Here is a 17,681-nt window from a genome sequence, read left to right on the forward strand (position 1 = left end):
CGGCACCCCTGGCGGACGCTCCGCTCTCCCGCGAGCGGGAGAGGGGAGCCAACACTCGGCAACTGGTCAAGCCGCCGCCTTGCTCGACTCCAGGAAGTCCTGCGCAAACCGCTGCAGCACCCCGCCAGCCTCGTAGATCGAAACTTCCTCGTCGCTGTCGAGGCGGCACGTCACCGGCACTTCCACGCGCTCGCCATTCTTGCGATGCAGCACCAGCGTCAGCGTGGCGCGCGGCTGGCGTTCGCCGATCACGTCATAGGTCTCGGTGCCGTCCAGCCCCAGCGTCAGGCGGTTCACGCCCGGCTTGAACTCCAGCGGCAGCACACCCATGCCGATCAGGTTGGTGCGGTGGATGCGTTCGAAGCCTTCGGCGACGATGGCTTCCACGCCAGCCAGGCGTACACCCTTGGCGGCCCAGTCGCGCGACGAGCCCTGGCCATAGTCCGCGCCGGCGATGATGATCAGCGGCTGCTTGCGGTCCATGTAGGTCTCGATCGCTTCCCACATGCGCACGACCTTGCCTTCCGGCTCGATGCGCGCCAGCGAACCCTTCCTGAGCTGGCCATCGACCACGGCCATTTCATTGATCAGCGTGGGGTTGGCGAAGGTGGCGCGCTGCGCCGTCAGGTGGTCGCCGCGATGGGTCGCGTACGAGTTGAAGTCCTCTTCCGGCAGGCCCATCTTGGCCAGGTATTCGCCGGCCGCGCTGTTCAGCAGGATCGCGTTGGACGGCGACAGGTGGTCGGTGGTGATGTTGTCGCCCAGCACCGCCAGCGGACGCAGGCCCTGGAGCGTGCGCTCGCCGGCCAGCGCCCCTTCCCAGTACGGCGGGCGGCGGATATAGGTGCTCTGCGGGCGCCAGTCGTACAGCGGCGCGGCGCTCTCGCCGGTCTCCGCGGTCAGCGCGAACATCGGCTCGTAGACCTTGCGGAACTGCTCGGGCTTCACGCTTTGCCTGACGATGGCGTCGATCTCTTCGTCGGTCGGCCAGATGTCCTTCAGGTAGACCGGCTTGCCGTCCTGGTCCGTGCCCAGCACATCCTTCTCGATATCGAATCGGATGGTGCCGGCGATGGCGTACGCGACCACCAGCGGCGGCGAGGCCAGGAAAGCCTGCTTGGCGTACGGGTGGATGCGGCCGTCGAAGTTGCGGTTGCCGGACAGCACGGCGGTGGCGTACAGGTCGCGGTCGATGATTTCCTGCTGGATCTTCGGATCGAGCGCACCGGACATGCCGTTGCAGGTGGTGCAGGCGAACGCGACGATGCCGAAGCCGAGCTTTTCCAGGTCAGGCAGCAGGTTGGATTCTTCGAGGTACAGCTCGACCGCCTTGGAGCCAGGCGCCAGCGACGACTTGACCCAAGGCTTGCGCGTCAGGCCGCGCGCGTTGGCGTTGCGCGCCAGCAGCGCGGCGGCGATCACGTTGCGCGGGTTGCTGGTGTTGGTGCAGCTCGTGATGGCGGCGATGATCACGGCGCCATCGGGCATCAGGCCTTCGGCCTCCTGCGCGCGGGCCTTGTCCAGGTCCACGGCGATGCCACGCTCGGCCAGCGCCGAGGTCGGCAGGCGCTTGTGCGGGTTCGACGGGCCGGCCATATTGCGCACCACGCTGGACAGGTCGAACTTCAGCACGCGCTCGTATTCGGCATTGTTCAGCGAATCGGCCCACAGGCCGGCGGTCCTGGCATAGGTCTCGACTAGCTTGAGCTGCTCGTCCGTGCGGCCGGTCAGGCGCAGGTATTCGATGGTCTGTTCGTCGATGAAGAACATCGCCGCGGTGGCGCCGTATTCCGGGGCCATGTTGGAGATGGTGGCGCGGTCGCCGAGCGTCAGGCTCGACGCGCCTTCGCCGCGGAACTCCAGGTAGGCGCCGACCACCTTTTCCTTGCGCAGGAATTCGGTCAGGGCCAGCACGATGTCGGTAGCGGTGATGCCGGGCTGGCGCTTGCCGGTCAGCTCGACGCCGACGATATCCGGCAGGCGCATCCACGAGGCGCGGCCAAGCATCACGTTCTCGGCTTCCAGGCCGCCCACGCCGATGGCGATCACGCCCAGCGCATCGACGTGCGGGGTGTGGCTGTCGGTGCCGACGCAGGTATCGGGGTAGGCCACGCCATGGTCAGCGTGGATCACCGGCGACATCTTTTCCAGGTTGATCTGGTGCATGATGCCGTTGCCCGGCGGGATCACGTCGACGTTCTTGAACGCCTTCTTGGTCCAGTCGATGAAATGGAAACGGTCTTCATTGCGGCGGTCTTCGATGGCGCGGTTTTTCTCGAACGCCTGCGGGTCGAAGCCACCGCATTCCACCGCCAGCGAGTGGTCGACGATCAGCTGCACCGGCACCACCGGGTTGACCTTGGCGGGGTCGCCGCCCTGGTCGGCAATGGCGTCGCGCAGGCCGGCCAGGTCCACCAGCGCGGTCTGGCCCAGGATGTCGTGGCACACCACGCGCGCGGGGAACCACGGGAAGTCGAGGTCGCGCTTGCGCCCGATCAGTTGCTTCAGCGAATCCGTCAGCGTGGCGGGGTCGCAGCGGCGCACCAGGTTTTCTGCCAGCACGCGCGACGTGTACGGCAGCTTGTCGTAGGCACCCGGCTGGATGGCCTCGACCGCGGCGCGCGCGTCGAAGTAATCCAGCTTGGTGCCCGGTAGCGGTTTGCGGTTTGCAGAATTCATGGTGTAGGGAAATCTATATAAGTATGAAAAAGGGGTAGTGGCCCCGTGTCAGCGACCAACTACCCCCTTTGCCCTCAGGCGGATCAATGCAACCCGACAAAGGGCAATCCGGCAGCCGGTCTTACTTGCGATCCTTGATCGGCACGAACTTCAGGTTCTCCGGGCCGGTGTAGTTGGCGCTCGGGCGGATGATCTTGTTGTCGATGCGTTGCTCGATGATGTGCGCGGCCCAGCCGGACGTACGCGCGATCACGAACAGCGGCGTGAACATCGCCGTCGGCACGCCCATCATGTGGTAACTCACCGCGCTGAACCAGTCCAGGTTCGGGAACATCTTCTTGATGTCCCACATCACGGTTTCCAGGCGCTCGGCGATGTCGAACATCTTCATCGAACCGGCTTCCTTCGACAGCTTGCGGGCGGTTTCCTTGATCACCTGGTTGCGCGGGTCGGCAATGGTGTACACCGGGTGGCCGAAGCCGATCACGACTTCCTTGTTCTCGACGCGGCGGGTGATGTCGGCCTGCGCCTCATCCGGGCTGTCGTAGCGCTTCTGGATCTCGAACGCGACTTCGTTGGCGCCGCCGTGCTTGGGGCCGCGCAGCGCACCGATCGCGCCGCAGATCGACGAGTACATGTCCGAGCCCGTGCCGGCGATCACGCGGCCGGTGAAGGTCGATGCATTGAACTCGTGCTCCGCGTACAGGATCATCGAGGTGTGCATGGCACGCTCCCACAGCGCCGACGGCTTTTCGCCGTGCAGCAGATGCAGGAAGTGGGCGCCGATCGAATCGTCGTCGGTCTCGACTTCGATGCGCTTGCCGTTGTGGCTGTAGTGGTACCAGTACAGCAGCATCGAACCCAGGCTCGCCATCAGGCGGTCGGCGATGTCGCGCGCGCCCGGGGTGTTGTGGTCTTCCTTCTCCGGCAGCACGGTGCCCAGCACCGACACGCCGGTGCGCATCACGTCCATCGGATGGGCGCTGGCGGGAACCCATTCCAGCGCGGCCTTGACGTTGGCGGGCAGGCCGCGCAGGGCCTTCAGCCTGGTCTTGTAGGCGGCCAGTTCAGCCTTGTTGGGCAGCTTGCCGTGCACCAGCAGGTGCGCGATTTCTTCGAATTCGCAGGCGTCGGCGACATCGAGGATGTCATAGCCGCGGTAGTGCAGGTCGTTGCCGGTACGGCCGACCGTGCACAGCGCGGTGTTGCCTGCGGTGACGCCGGACAGCGCGACGGATTTCTTGGGCTTGGGAGTGACGAGCGGTTGCGCTTCGGACATCTGGGTCTCCTTGATGTGATGCCTGGTGTTGCCTGTTAGTGATCGGCCGGATCTGTGCGACCGAACGGCCGGGAGGGGATATACCCGGCCCGGCCGTGCCTGAGTCTGGTTGCCTTACTTGCCCTTGCCTTGCGCGAACAGGGCGTCGAGCTTCTGCTCGAAGTCATGGTAGCCGATGCTCTCGTAGAGCTCCGAGCGGGTCTGCATGGTATCGACCACGTTCTTCTGCGTGCCGTCGCGACGGATCGCCGCGTAGACATTCTCCGCCGCCTTGTTCATGGCGCGGAAGGCCGACAGCGGGTACAGCACCATCGACACGCCGGCACCGCCCAGTTCTTCGGTGGTGAACAGAGGCGTGGCGCCGAACTCGGTGATGTTGGCCAGCACCGGCACCTTCACCGCGTCGACGAACTTGCGATACATGGCCAGGTCGGTCATGGCTTCCGGGAAGATGGCGTCGGCGCCGGCTTCCACGCACGCCACGGCGCGCTCGATAGCCTTGTCCAGGCCTTCCACGGCCAGTGCGTCGGTGCGGGCCATGATGACGAAGTTCTCGTCGGTGCGGGCGTCGACGGCGGCCCGGATGCGGTCGACCATTTCACCCTGGGTGACGATTTCCTTGTTGGGACGATGGCCGCAGCGCTTGGCGCCGACCTGGTCCTCGATATGCATGGCCGCGGCGCCGAACTTGATCAGCGACTTGGTGGTGCGGGCCACGTTGAAGGCCGAGGCGCCGAAGCCGGTATCGACGTCAACCAGCAGCGGCGTGTCGCACACGTCGGTGATGCGGCGGATATCGGTCAGCACGTCGTCCAGGTTGGAAATGCCCAGGTCGGGCAGGCCCAGCGAGCCGGCAGCGACACCGCCGCCTGACAGGTAGATGGCTCGGTAGCCGGCGCGCTTGGCCAGCAGGGCGTGGTTGGCGTTGATGGTGCCGACCACCTGAAGCGGATGCTCTTCGGCAAGCGCCTGGCGGAAACGGGCGCCAGCGGAGCGCGCGAGGTCGGAAGCGGAGTAGGTCATGGCGTTTGCTTGGCGTTTGCGTTGAGGTGAACAAGACGGAGCCATAAGCGCAAGGGCTGTGCCAGCGCCTGCGCGGGCGTCGGCAAATTCCCGGAAAGCCTTGTCAGGCCTGGGCTGGCGGGCATCGGGGCAAAACCTCGCCAATACCGGATGTCATCATTTCGGCACATTTGCATTTCACATTCGCAAATCGTGAATTCAAAGTTGAAATCGGCCGTGGCATGACGGACAATGTGCCAGCACTGTACGCCTGTTCCAGCGGGGTTTCACCCGCTCCCCACGCCGCACCACACCATGAGTCCTCCCGCCTCCACGCCCGCCCGTCCGCGCATCTGGGCCATCGGCATCAGCCGCCTTGCGCGTGCCTTTGCCGACCTGATTCCGTCCTATGCCGCGCGCGCGGAATTCCGCATCGTCGGCAAGGGATTCGAAGCCGCCGCCAGTGCGGTATCGCGTGAAGTGCGCGAAGGACGGCTCGACGTGGTGGTCGCCGGCGGCTCGAACGGCGCCTACCTGCGGCAGCACGTCGACGTGCCGGTGGTGCTGGTTAAGGTGACGGGCTTCGATGTCATGAGCGCGCTTGCCACCGCGCGCCGAATCTCGCCCAGGGTGGCGCTGGTCACGCATGCCTCCACCTATGCCGAAGTCGATGAATTCGTGCGCGCGTTCTCGCTGGCGATCCCGGCCTATACCTACCTGACCGAGGACGACGCCGTGGCGCGGGTCAAGGCGCTCAAGCAGGAGGGCATCCAGGTGGTGGTCGGCCCCGGGCTGGTCACCGACCTGGCCGACCGCTACGGCCTGACCGGCGTGTTCCTGTATTCCGGCAATTCGGTGCGCATGGCGCTGGAAGACGCGATCGAGGCGGCGCGGCTGCGCCGCATTGAATCCACCCGGCGCGACTATGTCAATACCATCCTGGCCCACCTGAACGAGGGCGTGGCAGCCGTCGATGCGGAAGGACGGATCCAGTCGTTCAATCCGGCCATGGAGCGCTTCCTCGGCACCTCGGTCGCGGCCGCGGTGGGTCGCAAGCTGCAGACCCTGGCGCCCAACCTGTCGCTCGAAGGCGTGATGCAGAGCGGCGACAAGGAACTGGAAGCGATCCACAAGCTTGGCGACAAGATGGTGGTGGTCAACCGTATTCCGATCGCCAGCGAAGCCGGCACCCTCGGCGCGGTGCTCACCATCCAGGACGCCAGCGCGATCCAGCGCGTGGACCGCAACCTGCGCTCGCGCAGCCGCGCCCGGCCCGCGGGTGTGCGCTACAGCCTCGACGACCTGGCCGGCACCTCCGAGGTGATGACTGAATTGCGCACGCTGGCGCGGCGCTACGCCGTGGTCGATTCCACCGTGCTGATCGGCGGCGAGAGCGGCACCGGCAAAGAAGTGCTGGCGCAGGGCATGCACGACGCCAGCCCGCGCCGCGCGTTCCCGTTCGTGGCGGTCAACTGCGCCGCGTTTCCGGAAGCATTGCTGGAAAGCGAGCTGTTCGGCTATGAAGAGGGCGCTTTCACCGGCGCGCGCCGCGGCGGCAAGGCCGGCCTGTTCGAGTCCGCGCACAACGGGACACTGTTCCTCGACGAGGTGGGCGACATGCCGCCGACGCTGCAGACGCGCCTGCTGCGCGTGCTGCAGGAAAAACAGGTGCTGCCGATCGGCGGCCTCGATGCCGTGCCCGTCAACGTGCGCGTGATCGCCGCCACCCACCGCGACCTCCCCGCGATGGTGCGCGACGGCTCCTTCCGCCAGGACCTGTACTACCGCCTCAACATCCTGCGCATCGAGATGCCGCCGTTGCGCGAGCGCGCCGAAGACCTGGCCGAACTCGCCGAACTGCTGTACCGCCGCGCGCAGGAGCGCCTGGGCACCGAGCGTCCGCAGCGCCTGCCTGGCGTGGCGCGCTCGCGGCTGGCGCGCTACGCATGGCCGGGCAATATCCGCGAGCTGGAAAATGTCACGGAGCGCATCGCGGTGCTGGTGGCCGGCCGCAAGCTGGAGGCCGATGCACTGCTGCGCGAGCTGCAGGCTGCCGTGCCGGAACTGTTCGGCGGCGAGGGTGTGGCGATGGTCATGGCGGAAGCGCCGGCCGAACCCGCCGCGCGCACTGCAACGGCCGGCAAGCCCGGCCATTCGCTGGCGCGCGTCAAGCAATCGAGCGAAGTCGAGCATATCCGCCGCGTGCTGGCCGAATGCGGCGGCGACCGGACCGCCGCGTGCCATGTCCTGGGCATCAGCCCGACCACGCTGTGGCGGCGGCTGAAGGCGGCGTAGCCGCTGGTTGTGCCTACACGCCCGGCCCGACGCGCCGGAACGGAATCGGCTGCAAGCCCTTGCCGGCCAGCCATGCCTCGTTGAAGAGCCGGCCCATGTACAGGTCGCCGCGATCGCACAGCAGTGTCACGATGGTATGGCCCGGTCCCATTTCCCGGGCCAGTGCTACGGCGGCGCCGACATTGATTCCGGACGAGCCGCCCAGGAACAGCCCTTCCTCGCGCAGCATCCGGTAGACCATGTCCACGCAGGTCTGGTCGTCGATCCGCACGGCATCGTCGATCGGCGTGTCCTGCAGGTTGGCGGTGACGCGGCTCGAGCCGATGCCCTCGGTGATCGAGCTGCCCTCGGCCTTCACCTCGCGGTGCTTCACGTAGTGGTACAGCCCGCTGCCGTGCGGATCGGCCAGCACGACGCGCACGGCCGGCTTGTGTTCCTTCAGGAAGCGCGCGATGCCCGCCAGCGACCCGCCGGTGCCGGTGGAGCAAGTGAAGGCATCGATGCGGCCAGCCGTGGCGTGCCAGATCTCGGGGCCGGTGGTTTCATAGTGGGCCTGCCGGTTGGCGAGGTTGTCGAACTGGTTGGCCCAGATCGCATTGTCGGTTTCCTCGGCCAGCCGGCCGGCAATCTTCTGGTAGTTGCCGGGATCGGCATAGGGCTTGGCGGGAACGGGGCGCACCTCCGCGCCCAGCATGCGCAGCCGCTCCATTTTCTCGGGCGACTGCGTGTCGGGGATCACCACGATGCAGCGGTAGCCGCGCGCCGCGCACAGGTGGGCCAGGCCGATGCCGGTATTGCCCGCCGTGCCTTCGATCACGGTGCCGCCGGGCTTCAGCAGCCCGCGGCGCTCGGCGTCACGGATGATGTAGAGCGCGGCGCGGTCCTTGACCGAGCCGCCCGGGTTCAGGAATTCGGCCTTGCCGTAGATATCGCAGCCGGTTTCGGCGCTCAGCCCCGCCAGCCGGATCAGTGGGGTGTGGCCAATGGTGCCGGCAAATCCGTCCCTGACGTCCATGATGCACTCCTGCCGGGCCGCGGCGGCCCTAGATGAGGGTCAATCTGATTGATAGACCGGCGCGGCGGGAATGACAAGCGGGCGGGGCGGCCGGAAAGGCGGGCGTGGAAGTGGCGTGCCTGACGCGCCTTGTGGCGTAAGCCGCTGGCAGGGACGAGGGAGGCCGCGTCAGGCCGCGTTCAGCCAGCGGAAGCTGAAATCGCCTTCGACGAATTCCCGGCGCGAGGCGTGGAAATCGCGCATATAAGGCCGGTTCAGGTGCGATTCCAGGGCGTTCTTCGAATCCCAGACCATGTAGATCACGAAGACCTGTGCGTCCTCGGCATCCTGCCCGACATGGTAGTCCAGGCAGCCGGGCTCCTTCAGCCCGCGCGTTTGCAGCGTCGTGAGCTGGGATACCAGCGCCTCGCGGCGATGGGACTTGGCACGGGCGATGCCGACTAGCGTGTACGTTCCGGACATGGTTGAACGGGGGCGACTGGCTGGCGTCTGGTGAGCACTGGGCGCGCCATTGTAGCGCCGGCGCCGCAGCCGCCCGGAATGCCTGACGGCGCCGTCCGGGCATTTGGCCTCCCCTTGACAACGCCGGCGGGCCCGGTTCCGGCAGGCAAGGACACGGCTCAAGTCTGGCGCGAGCCTGCCGATAGCCATCCCGACAAGAGAAAAACCAACGTCCGGGGGACATCTCATGCTGAGACGGATCGGGTCGGAACAATTGCAGGTCGGGATGTTTGTCGCCAGGCTGGGCGGGCCGTGGATCAACCACCCGTTCTGGCGCGCGAAGTTTCTGGTCAGCCACGAAGACCAGATCCGGCAGATCCAGTCCGCGGGCGTCCGCGAAGTCTGGATCGATATCCTCAAGGGCCGCAACCTGCCGGCAGCAGTCGTGCCCGAGGCGCCGCCGGTGCCGCCGGTGCCGCCGGTGCCGCCGGTGCGGCCGGTGCCGGTTATGGAGCCCGCGCCACAGCCACAGGCGTGGGAACCTGCGGCCGCGCAGCCGGGCGCCTCGCTCGAAGCCGAGCTCGGCCGCGCGCGCGAGCTGCTCCAGTCCGGCAAGGCCGTGCTCGGTTCCATGTTCGCCGACATCCGCATGGGCCGCGCACTGGAGGTCGGGCGCGCGCTGCCGCTGGTCGACGCCGCGTCGCGCTCGCTGTCGCGCCACGGGCAGGCGCTGCTGGCGCTGGCGCGGCTCAAGGCGCGCGACGACTACAACTACCTGCACGCCTTTGCCGTCTGCGCGCTGATGATCGCGGTCGGGCGGACGCTGGCCCTGCCGGACGACGAGGTGCGCGAGCTCGGGCTGGCCGGACTGGTGCACGACATCGGCAAGCTGACACTGCCCGAATCCGTGCAGCACAAGGCCGCAGCGCGCACGCCCGAGGAAGAGGAGAGTTACCGCCGCCATTCATCGGCCGGCTACCGCATCCTCAACGAGGCGCGGCTGGTTTCCAATATCCCGCTCGACGTCTGCGTCCACCACCACGAACGTGTGGACGGCCGCGGCTACCCGTTCGGGCTGGTCGGCCGCGAACTGAGCATCCACGCCAGGATTGCCGCGATCTGCGACGCCTACGATGCGTTGACCTCGGACCGTCCGGGCCACCAGCAATGGTCGCCGGCGCGCGCCATGGAATACATGGCCGTGCGCGTCGACACGCTGTTCGACCGCCGCGTGTTCAAGGCCTTCACGCGTACCGTCGGCATCTACCCGCTGGGCACCGTGCTGCGGCTGCGCTCCAACCGGCTGGCGGTGGTTTGCGGCCAGAACGAGGCGGACCCGCTGCGGCCGCTGGTGATGGCGTTCTATTCGGTGTCGCAGTCACGCCCGGTGCCAACGGAACTCGTCGACCTGCGGCACAGCGAGGAGACGGTGGTCGCGTTTGAGAATGCCGCCGAATGGGGTTATACGGACGAGCAACTGATGGCGATGTACACGACTACGAAAGCTTCATAGCGCCGGCGCTGGCTTCAACCAGGGCGACGCGCTGAGCTTCGCGTAAAGAAAGTCGTTGAACGCCCGGACCCGCGCGCTGTGGCGGAGATCGGGATGGGTCAGGATCCATAGCGGTGTGCCGAGCGCGGGGTCGGGCCGGGCGAGCCGGACCAGGCCGCTATCGTCCTCGGCCAGCAGGCACAGCAGCATGCCGACACCCATGCCATGCCTGACGGCATCGGCCATGGCCACCAGGCTGTCGACGCTCACCAGCCGGCGCGCCGGCGGCACATGTTCGGCCACCCAGCGAGCTTGTGCGAGATGTGCGAGCGCGTCGTCCGGTACCACCCATTCGTGGCCGGCCCAGTCCGGTGCGGTGGTTGCCAGGGCCGGGGCCTTGCTGGTCCGATCCAGGTAGTCGCGCGATGCGTACGGCGCCGTTTCCAGTATCCCGACCTGGCGCCCGACCAGGTACTCCGGCGGCGCACTGGCCGGCCGTATCGCCACATCCGCTTCACGCCGGCTCAGGCTCAGGAAACTGTTATTGACCACGATCTGCAACTGGATCCCCGGATGCAGCGCGCGGAATTCGGCGAAGAGCGGCATCAGCAGCCCGGTCAGCAGCGTGTCCGTGGTAGTGACCCGCAGCGGCCCGCTCAGCTGGCGGTCCAGGCCGGACAACTGCCGTTGCGCGCCATCGATCTGTTCGCTGACGCCGGCAAGCCGTTGGGCCAGCGCTTCTCCCGCAGCCGTGAGGGCGTAGCCGGTCGGATGCCGCTCGAAGAGCAGGGTGCCCAGCACCTCTTCCAGCCGGGCGAGCCGGCGCAGCACGGTGGAGTGGTTGACGTGCAGCGTCCGCGCGGCGCCGGCCAGTGAGCCTGACTGGCTGACGGCAAGGAAATATTTCAGGTCATCCCAGTCCGCTTCCTGCATGTTTGCATAGCTCCTTTGCAAAAATTGCCAGTTCCCGTGCCGATTCGCACAGCCTACATTGGCCGGGCAGGCGCGGCAATGGTCGCCGGGCGGCAAGACCGGAAAGGAAGAGGCAATGGCGTGGATGCTGCTGGTGCTGGCTGGGCTGATCGAGATCGTGATGGCGCTTGCCTCAAATACACGGATGGGTGGACGCGGCCAGGGCCGACGGTGCTGGGAATCGCGGCCGCGCTGGCGAGCATCTTCCTGCTCAGTGCGGCCTTGCGGCACCTGCCGGTGGGGACGGCGTACGCGGTATGGACCGGGATCGGGGCGATCGGGGTCACCGTGATCGGGATCCTGTTTCTTGGGGAGAGCGCGGCGCCGCTGCGGCTGGCGTTGATCGCGCTGATTTTTGTCGGGATCGGCGGGCTGAAGCTGCTGCCTGCATGAGGAAACCTGGGCGAACCTGAGCAAACCTGAGCGAGGGCCGGGCGGGGGACAAATGGTCCCGGGATCGCAGTTTTACGAAGGGGCGCGCGCGTTTTGTACACTATCCGGCCAAACCACTGGCTTGACGTCGCCCCCTTATGAGTTTCGATGCCCTGCTGGAGCTGTTCCAGCACCGTATTCCGGCCCATCCCTGGGCGCAGATCACGCTGTACTCGGTGGTGCTGGTGCTGATCGCGGTGCTCGCGCAATGGCTGTTCGGCCATGTGATGTCGCGCATCGCCCACCGCGTGCTGACGGTCTGGGGCAAGGGGCCCTGGAGCAAGGCGCTGACGCGCCATCGCGCGTACCGGCGCTTCGGCTATGCGGTGGGTTTCGCGGTGATCACTGTCGGCATCGGCGAGGTACCGCACATGGGCCGCTATGCGCTGCTGGTGGAGCGCCTGGCCCATTCCTGCCTGTGGGTCTGCTTTTTCCTGATGCTGGGCGGCGTGCTGGGCGCTTGGCAGGACGTTTACGCCAGCAGCCGGCGCGCGCAGACGCGCTCGATCAAGGGCTACATCCAGGTGGGGCGGCTCGGGCTGGGACTGGTGTGCGCGGTGCTGGTGCTGTCGATCCTGATCAACCGCTCGCCGCTGTGGATGCTGTCCGGCCTGGGCGCGTTGTCGGCGGTGCTGCTGCTGGTGTTCAAGGACACGCTGCTGTCGCTCGTGGCCAGCACGCAGCTGACCTCGAACGACATGCTGCGCATCGGCGACTGGATCGAGATGCCGCAATGCAATGCCGATGGTTACGTGAAGGACATTGCGCTGCATACGGTCAAGGTGCAGAACTGGGACAACACCGTGACCACGGTGCCGACCTACAAGCTGTTCTCGGAGAGCTACCGCAACTACCGCCAGATGTTCGAGTCAGGCGCGCGCCGTATCAAGCGGACGCTGCGCCTGGACGCCAGCAGCGTGCGCTTCCTGGAAGACGACGAAGTCCATGCGCTGATGCGCTACAAGTTGCTGCACGATTACCTGGCGGAGAAGCAGGCCAAGGTCGACGAGGCCAACCGGCTGCTGATCGCCGCCGGCAATGACCCGGTGAACCGGCGGCGGCTGACCAATGTCGGCACCTTCCGCGCGTATGGCATTGCCTACCTGAAGGCGCATCCCGAAATCCACCACGACCTGCTGCTGAACGTGCGCATGATGGAGCCCGATTCGCAAGGCATCCCGGTGGAGATCTACTGCTTTACCGCGCTGACGGCGTGGATGGACTACGAGCGCATCCAGGGCGACGTGTTCGACCACTTGCTGGCGATCCTGCCGGAACTGGGCCTGCGGCTGTACCAGGCGCCGTCCGGCGCCGACCTGAGCGGCGTGCGCATGGCGCCGGTGCTGGCCGCGGCGCACGCTGCCGCGCAGGTGGCAGCAGCGCACCCGCCCGGCCACGCCGCCGCGGGCAGCCACGTGCTCTGAGGCCTTCCGCGCCTCCAGATCAGCCCACCGCGCGCGGGCGCACGCGGCTTGCGGCTTCCTTGGCGCGGATGCGGGCGGTGTCGACGTCATCCGCATAGGCCAGCGCCACGCCCATGCGGCGCTTGGCGAAACTCTCGGGCTTGCCGAACAGGCGCAACTCGGTCTGCGGCACGCTCAGCGCCTGATCCACGCCGTCGAACACCACGCCCTGCGCATCCACGCCGCCGTAGATCACCGCGCTGGCGCCGGGGCTGCGCAGCGAGGTGTCGACCGGCAGGCCGAGGATGGCGCGCGCATGCAGCTCGAATTCGTTCTGGTGCTGCGTGGCCATGGTGACCATGCCGGTATCGTGCGGGCGCGGGCTGACTTCGCTGAACCAGACCTGCTCGCCCTTGACGAACAGTTCCACGCCGAACAGGCCCATGCCGCCCAGGTCGGCGGTAACGGCCTGCGCGATCTGCTGGGCCTGCTCCAGCGCGGCGGGGTGCATCGGCTGCGGCTGCCAGCTTTCCACGTAGTCGCCGCTGACCTGCACGTGTCCGATCGGGGCGCAGAACTGCGTCTCGACCTGGCCGCTGGCGCCGATCGCGCGCACGGTCAGCAGCGTGATCTCGTAGTCGAAATCGATAAAGCCTTCCACGATGATGCGGCCGTGGCTGACGCGGCCGCCGGCCATCGCGTAGTCCCAGGCGGCCTGCACGTCCTCGGGGCCGTCGATCTTGCTCTGGCCCTTGCCGGAACTGCTCATCACCGGCTTGACCACGCACGGATAGCCGATGCCGCCATCGATGGCGGCCTGCAGTTCGTCGAGCGAATCGCAGAACTTGTACGGGCTGGTGGGCAGGCCGAGCGACTCGGCCGCGAGGCGGCGGATGCCTTCGCGGTCCATGGTCAGGCGCGCGGCGCGCGCGGTGGGGATCACGCGCACGGTGCCGGCGGCTTCCAGCGCTTCCAGCATGGGGGTGGCGATGGCTTCGATCTCGGGCACTACCAGGTGAGGCTTCTCGGCTTCGATCAGCGCCTTGAGCTGGTCCGGGTCGCTCATGGCGATGGTGCGCGCGTGGTGGGCCACCTGCTGGCCCGGCGCATTGTCATAGCGATCGACGGCGATGGTCTCGACGCCCAGGCGCTGCAGTGCGATCAGCACTTCCTTGCCCAGCTCGCCGGAGCCGAGCAGCATCACTTTGGTAGCAGAGGGGGAAAGGGGCGTTCCGAGGGTGGTCATGGCGGCAAGGCGGCGGGGCGAAGGGAAAACCGGGATTGTACGTGGTGTCGCCCGCCGTGGTGCCGCCTGGCCTAGTCTTCGGCGTCGCGCGATCCGGGGTGGCGCCGCGCCGCCTCGTCCCTGCGGTCTGCCGCCTCGGCCTCTGCCGGGGTGGACGCGACCCCGTACATGCCGTGGCGCGGCGTGCCCGCCGGCAGGTTGCCGAGATCGGTGGCCTGGTAGGGGTGCGGGCCGGGCGGGGGCTGCGAGGTGTCGCTCGACGGATGCGCGCGGCCGGTCAGCTTCTCGTCCTGGGTCACGCTGTGCCCGCCGTAGTGGTAGTCGGTCAGCGATCCTTCATGCGCGGGCGCCGAGGGTGCCGGCGCACCGGAGATATCGGTCACGCGAACCGGAATCGACGGATAGACCTGCTGGGCGCCGGCAATAGCCATGTCGGGTGAATCGAATTCACCGGCGAGCCGCTCCGGTGCGCCGTTGCCGGTGCGCATTTCGAGGTGCCAGCGGCCGTGTTCCGGGCCGCACACCAGGATTTCCTGTTCGGTCGAGGTCATGGCTGGGCTCCTTGTGCAAGGGTTCAGGCGGGCTGGCGCCGATAGCGGCTGCAAGGTCTGTCTGGGTGTCAGGCAGCAAGTTGCATTCCAGCGACGCCGCGCTGGAACGGAATCTGCTGCTCTGCCGGGGATGCGCTGTAACTTTCGCCGCCAACACTGCAAGAGGTTCACCATGCCCCCGACCCGACCGCTTACCGTTGTCATCACCGGCGCTTCGAGCGGCATCGGGCTCGCCACCGCGCTGGCCTTCGCCCGCACCCAGGCGCGCGTGGTGCTGTGCGCGCGCGGCGAGGCGCCGCTGGCGCGCGCCGCCGCGGCCTGCCGCGAACTGGGTGCACGGGCGCTGGCCGTGCCGGGCGACGTCACGCAGCCGGCGGCCATGCACCGGCTGGCCGAGCGCGCGGCGGAGTTTGGCGATGGCGGCATCGATGTGTGGGTCAACAATGCCGGTGTCGGCGCGGTGGGCCTGTTTGACGAAACGCCGGTGGCCGCGCACGAGCAGGTGGTCCGCATCAACCTGCTGGGCTACCTGCACGGCGCGCATGCGGTGCTGCCGTTCTTCAAGGCGGCGCACAAGGGCGTGCTGGTCAATATCGTGTCGCTGGGGGCATGGGCCCCGTCGCCATATGGCGTGTCGTATACGGCAAGCAAGTTCGGGCTGCGCGGCTTTTCGGAGGCGTTGCGCGCGGAGCTGGTCGACTATCCGCAGATCCGCATCTGCGACATCTTCCCCGCCACCGCCGACACGCCGGGCATGCGCCACAGTGCCAACTACACCGGCAAGGTACTGCGTCCGCCGCGGCCGCTGGTCGAGGCGGGCGCGGTCGCGCGTGCAGTGCTGCGCGCGGTGGCGGCACCAGCCTCGCAGGCGGTGACGGTAGGCGTCGTCGCAAGGCTGGCGCGCGTTGCCAACCTGCTGGCGCCAGGCCTGCTGCAGCAGGCGTACGGCCGCATCCTGCATCGGCATTTCAGCGGGGCGCACGAGATACCGGTCACCGACGGCAACCTGTTCCATGCCTCGCTGGGGCATATGGATGTCGAGGGCAACTGGAGCTCGCCGGAACGGATGCGCCAGCTTCGCATTGCCGGCGCGGCGGTGGCGGCCGGACTTGCCGGCCTCGCGCTGTGGCATTGGCGCCGCCACGCCCGCTGAGTGCCCGCAACGACGGGCAGAATTACAACCGCGGGCGATTCTTACCTGCGCCGCTTGAGGCTGCCGGCCCTTGGAAAAAGGCCCGCGCGAACGCGGGCCGCAAAGGCCTGAGGGTCCGCTAGAGGACCGCTCAGCGTTTATCCTAATTGCCTGGCATCGGCAGCACATCCCCCGTTCGGGGTGCAGCACGCATTCTCTGCTTGTGACGCTGCGATCGCACCGCGAAAGCAGGAGATGGCAACCTATCATGGCAACCCTACGCTTCCGGGCGCTTGCCGCCGTCATCGTGACAGTCTGTGCGCTTGCGCTTGACGCAGTCCGGGCCACGCCGGTGATCGTCGAGGTGCGCAACTTCACCACACCGACCCAATGCACCGAGGAGGACAATGTCTCGTTCGCCATGAGCTCGCCGGCAATCCAGCGCTTCCGCGTAGAGGCGCTACATCCGCCATACCTCAGCAAGGTTGGCGAGCCCCGTTTTCCGCCGGCGGACTTCTCCAACTGCGACTTCGACGAAAATACGCCCCGCACGGATCCGGGGCGTCGCTTCGAGCCTCGCAAGGTGCGAATCTACGACGGTCCTGATTTCGTCATCGAAGGCAATACCTACGAGACGTTCTGGCGGCCACAGTCCGTGCCGGTCGCGGTGTGGGGCAGCGTGTATGACGAATTCCATCTGCTGCAGTTCTACGTGAAGCATCCGCATGCTGGAAAACTGCGGGAGACGCAGGTGCTGGTGTTGTACCCGCCCGACGGATACTGGCGGGCCAAGCCATTGCCGGCAATCCACACCAGCGGCAATTCATACGGCTCATCGTTCCTGATTGGCCCGATCACGGAGGCTGGCAGACCCGTCGTCGAGATCGCAGGGATCGATATCGACCCCAAAGAGCGATCCATTCGGCTGCGCTTCATCGCAGGCGGCGAGGCCAGCGTGCGACTGATCGAAGTGAGCCGCGAGCGCACCGCGCTCGATGTGAAATTCAGGCCGAGCTATCGACCCCCCGGCATGTCCATGGCAGACGGCATGTCAGGCTTCGCGATGTTGCGCTCGATGTATGTCGCCGAAGACAACGCCGATATGAGCCGCGTCGAGTGGCGCGATGCCGCCGGCCGCGCGCATCACGCCTCGGTGGCCGACACCGCCGTGATTCGGGCGCGTTCCGTGCGTTTCGGCAGGGTGGTGCCGTCGCGGCATAACATCGACGCGCCCGATATACGCTTTGATGCCTTTGAGGGCCCCTTTGAGCCCTTGCGTTGAGCCTGTTGGCAAATTTTGACCTGGTGGCCTGCCGTGGCCCAGGAACGCTGAAGCCGCGGCATCAGCGCCGCGAACTGCAATCAGCGCGCCGGCTGCAGCGCGATCACGGCCATGCCGGCCAGCGCAATGGCGGCGCCGGCCACGTCCCAGCGCGTCAGGGCCAGGCCATCGACGAAACGCAGCCACAGCAGCGCCACGGCGATATACATGCCCCCATAAGCGGCGTAGGTGCGCCCCGCGGCGGCGGGATGCAGCGTCAGCAGCCAGGCGAACAGGCCCAGCGAGACGGCGGCGGGCAGCAGCAACAGCGCGCTCTTGCCCTGGCGCAGCACCAGCCAGGGAAGATAGCAGCCGACGATTTCGGCTAGCGCTGTCACGGCAAACAGCAGGGCGATGCGAATGAGATCCAAGGTCTGGCGGCGGCAAAAATGAAAAAAGGGTTCCTGCAAGGAACCCCGGA

At 67.1% G+C, this 17,681-nt stretch carries 14 protein-coding genes and 1 pseudogene; 6 read left to right on the plus strand and 9 right to left on the minus strand.

Translation table 11 applies throughout. The features are described from left to right. Positions 1 to 66: 66 nt before the first annotated feature. From acnD to prpB, 3 genes are all read right to left on the minus strand, one after another. Positions 67 to 2,679 (minus strand): Fe/S-dependent 2-methylisocitrate dehydratase AcnD, encoded by a 2,613-nt coding sequence (gene acnD / locus J8I82_RS02595; RefSeq protein WP_209754266.1) that lies wholly within the window; start codon positions 2,677 to 2,679, stop codon positions 67 to 69. A gap of 121 nt (positions 2,680 to 2,800) precedes the next feature. Next, the gene (prpC, locus tag J8I82_RS02600; protein WP_209754267.1) at positions 2,801 to 3,958 is read right to left on the minus strand and encodes a bifunctional 2-methylcitrate synthase/citrate synthase; all 1,158 of its coding nucleotides are present in this window, start codon (positions 3,956 to 3,958) and stop codon (positions 2,801 to 2,803) included. A gap of 114 nt (positions 3,959 to 4,072) precedes the next feature. After that, positions 4,073 to 4,981, minus strand: coding sequence for a methylisocitrate lyase (prpB, locus tag J8I82_RS02605; RefSeq protein ID WP_209754268.1), 909 nt, complete (start codon positions 4,979 to 4,981; stop codon positions 4,073 to 4,075). Positions 4,982 to 5,275: 294 nt separating this feature from the next. On the opposite strand from prpB, the gene prpR reads away from it, so the two are divergent. Beyond that, the gene (gene prpR / locus J8I82_RS02610; protein ID WP_209754269.1) at positions 5,276 to 7,255 is read left to right on the plus strand and encodes a propionate catabolism operon regulatory protein PrpR; all 1,980 of its coding nucleotides are present in this window, start codon (positions 5,276 to 5,278) and stop codon (positions 7,253 to 7,255) included. A gap of 13 nt (positions 7,256 to 7,268) precedes the next feature. Here prpR and J8I82_RS02615 read toward each other — a convergent pair whose 3' ends face one another. Both J8I82_RS02615 and J8I82_RS02620 read right to left on the minus strand, forming a co-directional pair. Further along, positions 7,269 to 8,270 (minus strand): cysteine synthase A, encoded by a 1,002-nt coding sequence (locus tag J8I82_RS02615; RefSeq protein ID WP_209754270.1) that lies wholly within the window; start codon positions 8,268 to 8,270, stop codon positions 7,269 to 7,271. Positions 8,271 to 8,438: 168 nt separating this feature from the next. Beyond that, positions 8,439 to 8,732 carry a putative quinol monooxygenase gene (locus tag J8I82_RS02620; protein WP_133096177.1) on the minus strand — a complete coding sequence of 98 codons (294 nt, stop codon included), beginning with the start codon at positions 8,730 to 8,732 and terminating at the stop codon, positions 8,439 to 8,441. Between the two features lie 226 nt (positions 8,733 to 8,958). On the opposite strand from J8I82_RS02620, the gene J8I82_RS02625 reads away from it, so the two are divergent. Next, positions 8,959 to 10,224: a cyclic di-GMP phosphodiesterase gene (locus tag J8I82_RS02625; protein WP_209754271.1), complete on the plus strand. Its 1,266-nt coding sequence runs from the start codon at positions 8,959 to 8,961 to the stop codon at positions 10,222 to 10,224. Here the strand turns inward: J8I82_RS02625 and J8I82_RS02630 are convergent. Next, entirely contained in the window at positions 10,219 to 11,136 is a 918-nt protein-coding gene (locus tag J8I82_RS02630; protein WP_209754272.1) for a LysR family transcriptional regulator, read from the minus strand. The two genes, J8I82_RS02625 and J8I82_RS02630, sit on opposite strands and share 6 nt — an antisense overlap. 115 nt (positions 11,137 to 11,251) lie before the next feature. On the opposite strand from J8I82_RS02630, the pseudogene J8I82_RS02635 reads away from it, so the two are divergent. Both J8I82_RS02635 and J8I82_RS02640 read left to right on the plus strand, forming a co-directional pair. Further along, positions 11,252 to 11,568 (plus strand): annotated as a pseudogene (locus tag J8I82_RS02635) (DMT family transporter). A gap of 137 nt (positions 11,569 to 11,705) precedes the next feature. Next, positions 11,706 to 13,031, plus strand: a complete 1,326-nt coding sequence (locus tag J8I82_RS02640; protein WP_209754273.1) for a mechanosensitive ion channel family protein — start codon at positions 11,706 to 11,708, stop codon at positions 13,029 to 13,031. A gap of 19 nt (positions 13,032 to 13,050) precedes the next feature. Here the strand turns inward: J8I82_RS02640 and purT are convergent, their stop codons facing one another. Together purT and J8I82_RS02650 are read right to left on the minus strand one after the other, a co-directional pair. Further along, a complete protein-coding gene (gene purT, locus J8I82_RS02645; protein WP_209754274.1) occupies positions 13,051 to 14,256 on the minus strand; it encodes a formate-dependent phosphoribosylglycinamide formyltransferase in 1,206 nt (401 codons plus the stop codon). A gap of 71 nt (positions 14,257 to 14,327) precedes the next feature. Further along, positions 14,328 to 14,807, minus strand: a complete 480-nt coding sequence (locus J8I82_RS02650; protein ID WP_209754275.1) for a hypothetical protein — start codon at positions 14,805 to 14,807, stop codon at positions 14,328 to 14,330. Positions 14,808 to 14,979: 172 nt separating this feature from the next. Here J8I82_RS02650 and J8I82_RS02655 point away from each other — a divergent pair, with 172 nt between their 5' ends. After that, on the plus strand, positions 14,980 to 15,960 hold the full coding sequence (locus J8I82_RS02655) for an SDR family oxidoreductase (RefSeq protein ID WP_209754276.1): 981 nt from the start codon (positions 14,980 to 14,982) through the stop codon (positions 15,958 to 15,960). Between the two features lie 247 nt (positions 15,961 to 16,207). Beyond that, complete coding sequence (locus J8I82_RS02660; protein WP_209754277.1) at positions 16,208 to 17,221, plus strand: hypothetical protein; 1,014 nt, start codon at positions 16,208 to 16,210, stop codon at positions 17,219 to 17,221. 80 nt (positions 17,222 to 17,301) lie between these two features. Here J8I82_RS02660 and J8I82_RS02665 read toward each other — a convergent pair whose 3' ends face one another. Beyond that, on the minus strand, positions 17,302 to 17,631 hold the full coding sequence (locus tag J8I82_RS02665) for a YnfA family protein (RefSeq protein ID WP_209754278.1): 330 nt from the start codon (positions 17,629 to 17,631) through the stop codon (positions 17,302 to 17,304). Between the last annotated feature and the right edge of the window lie 50 nt (positions 17,632 to 17,681).

The sequence above is a fragment of the Cupriavidus consociatus genome (genome assembly GCF_017814975.1).
GTDB lineage: Bacteria > Pseudomonadota > Gammaproteobacteria > Burkholderiales > Burkholderiaceae > Cupriavidus > Cupriavidus consociatus.

Bases quoted from the DNA above. Each gene is read 5' to 3' on its own strand.
- acnD (WP_209754266.1), bottom strand. From the start codon at position 2,679: ATGAATTCTGCAAACCGCAAACCGCTACCGGGCACCAAGCTGGATTAC.
- prpC (WP_209754267.1), bottom strand. From the start codon at position 3,958: ATGTCCGAAGCGCAACCGCTCGTCACTCCCAAGCCCAAGAAATCCGTC.
- prpB (WP_209754268.1), bottom strand. From the start codon at position 4,981: ATGACCTACTCCGCTTCCGACCTCGCGCGCTCCGCTGGCGCCCGTTTC.
- prpR (WP_209754269.1), top strand. From the start codon at position 5,276: ATGAGTCCTCCCGCCTCCACGCCCGCCCGTCCGCGCATCTGGGCCATC.
- J8I82_RS02615 (WP_209754270.1), bottom strand. From the start codon at position 8,270: ATGGACGTCAGGGACGGATTTGCCGGCACCATTGGCCACACCCCACTG.
- J8I82_RS02620 (WP_133096177.1), bottom strand. From the start codon at position 8,732: ATGTCCGGAACGTACACGCTAGTCGGCATCGCCCGTGCCAAGTCCCAT.
- J8I82_RS02625 (WP_209754271.1), top strand. From the start codon at position 8,959: ATGCTGAGACGGATCGGGTCGGAACAATTGCAGGTCGGGATGTTTGTC.
- J8I82_RS02630 (WP_209754272.1), bottom strand. From the start codon at position 11,136: ATGCAGGAAGCGGACTGGGATGACCTGAAATATTTCCTTGCCGTCAGC.
- J8I82_RS02640 (WP_209754273.1), top strand. From the start codon at position 11,706: ATGAGTTTCGATGCCCTGCTGGAGCTGTTCCAGCACCGTATTCCGGCC.
- purT (WP_209754274.1), bottom strand. From the start codon at position 14,256: ATGACCACCCTCGGAACGCCCCTTTCCCCCTCTGCTACCAAAGTGATG.
- J8I82_RS02650 (WP_209754275.1), bottom strand. From the start codon at position 14,807: ATGACCTCGACCGAACAGGAAATCCTGGTGTGCGGCCCGGAACACGGC.
- J8I82_RS02655 (WP_209754276.1), top strand. From the start codon at position 14,980: ATGCCCCCGACCCGACCGCTTACCGTTGTCATCACCGGCGCTTCGAGC.
- J8I82_RS02660 (WP_209754277.1), top strand. From the start codon at position 16,208: ATGGCAACCCTACGCTTCCGGGCGCTTGCCGCCGTCATCGTGACAGTC.